The organism is Cyanobium sp. NIVA-CYA 375 (assembly GCF_056108345.1).
In genome coordinates, this window is sequence record NZ_JBSYHW010000119.1 from 1 (window position 1) to 4,580 (window position 4,580).

The 4,580-nt window shown below is 52.3% G+C and carries 9 protein-coding genes; all 9 read left to right on the forward strand.

Features of this window, described 5'->3' with window-relative positions:
* The first annotated feature begins 151 nt into the window (after positions 1-151).
* On the forward strand, positions 152-364 hold the full coding sequence (locus tag AC01FP_RS16160) for a transposase zinc-binding domain-containing protein (protein WP_474481702.1): 213 nt from the start codon (positions 152-154) through the stop codon (positions 362-364).
* Complete coding sequence (locus tag AC01FP_RS16165; RefSeq protein WP_474481695.1) at positions 361-1,056, forward strand: IS91 family transposase; 696 nt, start codon at positions 361-363, stop codon at positions 1,054-1,056. Before AC01FP_RS16160 ends, AC01FP_RS16165 begins: the two co-directional genes overlap by 4 nt.
* A gap of 331 nt (positions 1,057-1,387) precedes the next feature.
* A complete protein-coding gene (locus AC01FP_RS16170) occupies positions 1,388-1,645 on the forward strand; it encodes a DUF4160 domain-containing protein (RefSeq protein WP_474481696.1) in 258 nt (85 codons plus the stop codon).
* Between the two features lie 21 nt (positions 1,646-1,666).
* A complete protein-coding gene (locus tag AC01FP_RS16175; protein ID WP_474481697.1) occupies positions 1,667-1,915 on the forward strand; it encodes a DUF2442 domain-containing protein in 249 nt (82 codons plus the stop codon).
* A 194-nt stretch (positions 1,916-2,109) separates the two neighbouring features.
* Complete coding sequence (locus AC01FP_RS16180; protein WP_474481698.1) at positions 2,110-2,598, forward strand: nucleotidyltransferase domain-containing protein; 489 nt, start codon at positions 2,110-2,112, stop codon at positions 2,596-2,598.
* Entirely contained in the window at positions 2,487-2,837 is a 351-nt protein-coding gene (locus tag AC01FP_RS16185; RefSeq protein ID WP_474481703.1) for a HEPN domain-containing protein, read from the forward strand. The genes AC01FP_RS16180 and AC01FP_RS16185 overlap by 112 nt, the downstream gene beginning before the upstream one ends.
* A gap of 895 nt (positions 2,838-3,732) precedes the next feature.
* Positions 3,733-3,942, forward strand: a complete 210-nt coding sequence (locus tag AC01FP_RS16190) for a type II toxin-antitoxin system HicB family antitoxin (RefSeq protein WP_474481699.1) — start codon at positions 3,733-3,735, stop codon at positions 3,940-3,942.
* Positions 3,939-4,151 (forward strand): type II toxin-antitoxin system HicA family toxin, encoded by a 213-nt coding sequence (locus AC01FP_RS16195; protein WP_474481700.1) that lies wholly within the window; start codon positions 3,939-3,941, stop codon positions 4,149-4,151. Before AC01FP_RS16190 ends, AC01FP_RS16195 begins: the two co-directional genes overlap by 4 nt.
* A 178-nt stretch (positions 4,152-4,329) precedes the next feature.
* A partial coding sequence (locus AC01FP_RS16200; protein WP_474481701.1) for a hypothetical protein occupies positions 4,330-4,580 on the forward strand: 251 nt, incomplete at its 3' end.

A 4,580-nucleotide genomic window follows, 5' to 3' on the forward strand; every position in this document is an offset into this window, starting at 1 on the left:
ATATAACCAAGACCTGCCGTGATCACACTACTGATCGACTGCAGTTGTTGCTGAAGGGATTTGTTCTGCGCTGGGAGGATCAGCCATGATTCTCCTCTCGCAACTGATTGATCATTACCAGAAAGACCTGGAAAGGACTCATGGCTATGAGATGCTGCCCAGCCACCATCAGGCTCTGAGGGCAATGAAACGTTGCCGGCGGGAAGGTAGTGACCACATGATTCTTGAATGTAAACCCTGTGCAACCAAATTCCGTGTTCCCCGTTCCTGTGGTCATCGAAGTTGTCCCACTTGCCAACATCACGACAGTCAACAGTGGATCACTCGTCAGAGCGCTGAGTTGTTACCGGCACCTATTTTATGATCACTTTTACAGTTCCGGCGCAACTGCGGAATGCATTCCGGCAGCATCAGAAACCGTTGTATGATCTACTGATCAAGGCTGCCTGGCAAACAGTCGATAGTTTTGCCCGTCGCGATCCAAAGCTGAAGGGAAGGATCGGCGCTCATTCCGTGCTGCATACCCACAACCGAAAGCTTGAATATCACCCTCATGTGCATATGATTGTGCCCGCTGGAGTGGTCGACAAGAAGACTGGCCATTGGCGCTACAAGGCAGAGAACTACCTCTTCCCTGCTCTTAACCTCGCCAAGGTCTTTCGCGCCAAAATCCTTGCAGGGATCAAGGCGCTTGGCTTGAAGGCCAAGGAGACACTGCCAGAGGAATGGGTGGTTCACTGCAAGGCAGTTGGCAGAGGAGATCAGGCATTGATCTATCTCGGTCGCTACCTTTATCGTGGCGTGATCTCGGAAAAGAATATTCTTGGCGACTGCCAAGGGATCATCAGCTTTCGAATCAAAGACAACACAGGCCAGGAGGTGATCCAATGCCTCGCTGGCTCAGAGTTCCTCTGGCGCTTGCTGCTCCATGTCATGCCCAAACGTCTGATCCTGCTTGTGCAGCTTGTGCTCAGGGTCAGAATGCCCTGGCCCGCACCACCAAGGGAACAACCCCGATGGTCTGCCCTCGCTGCGGTGGGGTTCTACAGCTGTTGATGGTGCGCCAGCGCGAGAGGATGCCGATTCTTTGTTGAGTAATAGCGGATTGAGAAGCAGAGATTTCTATCCATAGCAGCTGTTAAAGCACAGGCTGATCAAAGGGATCTCGCCTGAAGAGCCTATTTGTGCTTACACTGGCTCCCAGCACCCCCAATCAATCCGTTCCGCACCTTCCTCGGAATTTCTACTTAGCCGAAAGGTGAAGGAGATCTGAAGAGAGCCCCGATCTTTCTCCTGTATTGAAAGGTCCCAGTGGTGCGGGGCTTGTCCACTAGATTGCTGTTCAGAAGAGTTTGGCACTTTGCCAATTTGACGCTATTGTTTACAGATGCCAGTTATCAGTCGCTTCCTTGGGATCGCAATAGCAATCTTGTATCGAGATCATGATCCACCACATTTCCATGCGATCTATGGCGAGTATGAGATCACAGTGAACATTGGAGATGGAGTTGTCAATGGTCAATTTCCAAGACGAGCCCTATCTCACGTATTGGAGTGGTACCAGCAGCATCGCGATGAGCTGATGCTTGACTGGGAGCGAGCGCGCCGCCACGAACCTCTATCACCGATCCCCCCTCTTGAGTAGTCCCTCTTTTTTGAGTACATCATGCTTCACGTCACATCTGCTCAAGTCATTACTGGTCATCGACTGTTGCTTCAATTCGACGATGGGACTCATGGAGAAGTTGACATCGCTGCAGAACTGAGAGGCCCAATCTTTGAAGAACTTCTTAATCCCGATAAATTCAATGAGGCCTACCTAGATCCTGAGCTTCGCACAGTCTGCTGGCCGAATGGTGCCGACTTTGCGCCAGAATTTCTGAGAAGCCTAGTATTGCAAAAGCAGCTCGTATAACAACAAGATGCAGCAAGCGGGAGATGAGAGTTGCATATGTAAGCACATGCTTCTTCCCGCCGCTGATCTTGAGCGTTCGGCAAATCAGTGGGCCTTCGAGAGGATTGTCTCTACTCAGGGAGCTGAGACCGGTAGATTGGATGGAGCGGTAGAGCTGCCTGACGCCCCCGAGGCTCCCTGGCCAGAATACCCTCATGACTGCTGCTCCCTCCAACGCTTCAGCAATTACGGTCGACCCGCGCATCAGCGCCATCGCGTCGGGGATCGCTGCGGCAATCCCGGAAGCCCAGGTCCGCCTGTTTGGATCACGCGCCAGGGGCACAGCCCGGCCAGATTCCGACGTGGATCTACTGATCACCGTGCCGGATCACTGGCTGGCCGGCCGCGATCGCGTGCGCGTGCTGGGGTCCCTCTGGCGCCAACTCTCCAGCCATCGGCTTCCCCTTGATCTGCTTGCTCCTTTATTCCGAAAGCGAAGTAAGCCAACGGCAGCAATACAGAAGCGCCGTCACCACCCAGGCTTACCAGGAGGGAATCTTGCTGCAGGGCTGATCCCGATGCCATTCGCTACCTGCGGAACGCCCAGGCTGATCTTGCGGAGTCGCAGCGCAGGGTGGAGTTTTCGGGTTTCCGCGACAGCAGCATCGGTTTCCTGCTTCAGCAAGCCTGCGAGAAGACTCTGAAAAGCTGGATCCATTCGAGGGAAGGTCCCGCTCCCTTCACCCATGACCTCGTGGCGTTGATGGTTTGGCTAGAAGAATCGGGTACAGATGTCAGCCCATTTGAGCGGATTGCCGATCTCACCTTCTTTGCGGTTCAGACACGGTATGTCGATAGTTTGGAGATCGTCTCCCCAGATTGGCCGCTCCTGCTAAACATCACCGCTTCGCTGCTCAAGGAGGTCCAGAATCACCTGTCATGACGCCCCCGCCTACCACTTTGCCTACAGCTTCGCGGAAGCCTTGAGACGACCCGCCTGCTTGGCTGTTGGGTGCGGCGCCGTAGGTGGAGCTTCACAGGAGATCTGTTAGACCCTCGCGAACTCATACCAGCTCCGCAGAGATTGCCCAACAACATCATGCACCCGACCCGGTGCAGAGAGATTGACTCTGGCGGTAGTTGCTACGGGCGGGTGATCTTGGCGTTGGCCTGCGCATACTCACCTCCGCATGGCAGAGAAGACAAGATCCCCATACCCTTGAATTAAGGTCCCGAAGATTATAATTAAAATAGACATTCTAAGCGCAGAGTGACCTGGCTGAGTGCTATAAAACGGCATATCGTCTGCGCGTTCCGTGATAAGTATTTTCCATGATTCGAGCAAAAGGCCAACTGCCACAACAGCAGACTTTGACATAGGGGGAATAGCGGAGAGCAATGTGTAGATTTAACTTTGCATCAAGACCGGATATAGCAATTCTACAAAGATTGCCATGACAAACAAGAAGGCTATAGATTTTAGAATGACCAGCAGCCAAATGTTGGGTCCTGTTGCATATTGTTTCAGCACATGCAGTGCGGCATTGTATGCACGCAAGAAAGAGGGGTGGAATGGTAATCGATGAACCAACTGTATTTTCAAATGCCTTCTCCAAAGGAAGGAACGATATCAGCATCCCGATTATTATCAATCAAAAGGCGGCTAACGTCAAGATTCTGAAGACTAGATCAAGGGACGCCAACTATTCCAAGGGGACTGGCCCGCTTCTGATCTGGAACGTTAGCTGAATCTCTGTGAAGGGCGCCATGCTGAACTGGCGGCGAGGATACGCTTGGACCTGAAACGTAGCTACAGTGGGATTAGCTGGGAGGTAAGCATGAACTTCACGTTGGACTGCGAACAAGAGGTAGATGGACGCTGGATCGCCGAGGTGCCGGAACTGCCTGGTGTCCTTGCTTATGGAAGTTCCTTTGCAGCTGCAATGGCAAAGGCTGAAGTCTTAGCTCTTCGGGTTATTGCTGATCGGCTTGAAAATGGCGAATCCGAGCCAGTCAGCATCCAGTTTTCGCTTCCTCTCTCTGCATGAGCAATTGGCCGTCAGCCAAGGCAAAGCAGGTATTGTCAGCCTTGCAGTCAATTGGATGGAGAGTTAAACGTCAGTCAGGATCTCATAAGACCCTTGAACATACAGACTATCCGGACTATGTCTTTGCATTCCATGATGGCGAGCAGATTGGCCCAAGGATGTTGTCTCGAATCGCGAAGCACACCGGCCTTCAACCAGGTGACCTGTGATGCTGGCGCGAAATCGGCTAACAATGCCATACACCTGAGCTGCCCCCGAATGTTGTTTGTTGATCTTCCTGGCTCTCTGCAGCCAGGTGATGGCAAGCGTTAGCCATGCTCTGTCCAATGGCGTGTATTGCCTTCGCCTGTTACCATCTCTGAAACAAAGGAAATCGCAACCAGCACCGTGGCCAAGCGTGATACCTATAGATTCTTTCTCTACCGGCTGAACAAAGAGTATAGAGAAGACTTGTTTGCCAGCCAATCAGTCGAGGGCAGATCGGATGACGAATGGATTAAGTTGTTTCTTCGTGAGGCGTGCAATAGCGAGTATGATTACACCAAGACTACCTTAAAAGCAACACACACATGGTCATTGCGCAGCTATCAAGACCTGGGCGATAAGTTCTCCTGCGTTACACTAGCGAGGAGCCAGAT

Bases quoted from the DNA above. Each gene is read 5' to 3' on its own strand.
- AC01FP_RS16180 (WP_474481698.1), top strand. From the start codon at position 2,110: ATGACTGCTGCTCCCTCCAACGCTTCAGCAATTACGGTCGACCCGCGC.
- AC01FP_RS16195 (WP_474481700.1), top strand. From the start codon at position 3,939: ATGAGCAATTGGCCGTCAGCCAAGGCAAAGCAGGTATTGTCAGCCTTG.
- AC01FP_RS16165 (WP_474481695.1), top strand. From the start codon at position 361: ATGATCACTTTTACAGTTCCGGCGCAACTGCGGAATGCATTCCGGCAG.
- AC01FP_RS16160 (WP_474481702.1), top strand. From the start codon at position 152: ATGCTGCCCAGCCACCATCAGGCTCTGAGGGCAATGAAACGTTGCCGG.
- AC01FP_RS16190 (WP_474481699.1), top strand. From the start codon at position 3,733: ATGAACTTCACGTTGGACTGCGAACAAGAGGTAGATGGACGCTGGATC.
- AC01FP_RS16170 (WP_474481696.1), top strand. From the start codon at position 1,388: ATGCCAGTTATCAGTCGCTTCCTTGGGATCGCAATAGCAATCTTGTAT.
- AC01FP_RS16175 (WP_474481697.1), top strand. From the start codon at position 1,667: ATGCTTCACGTCACATCTGCTCAAGTCATTACTGGTCATCGACTGTTG.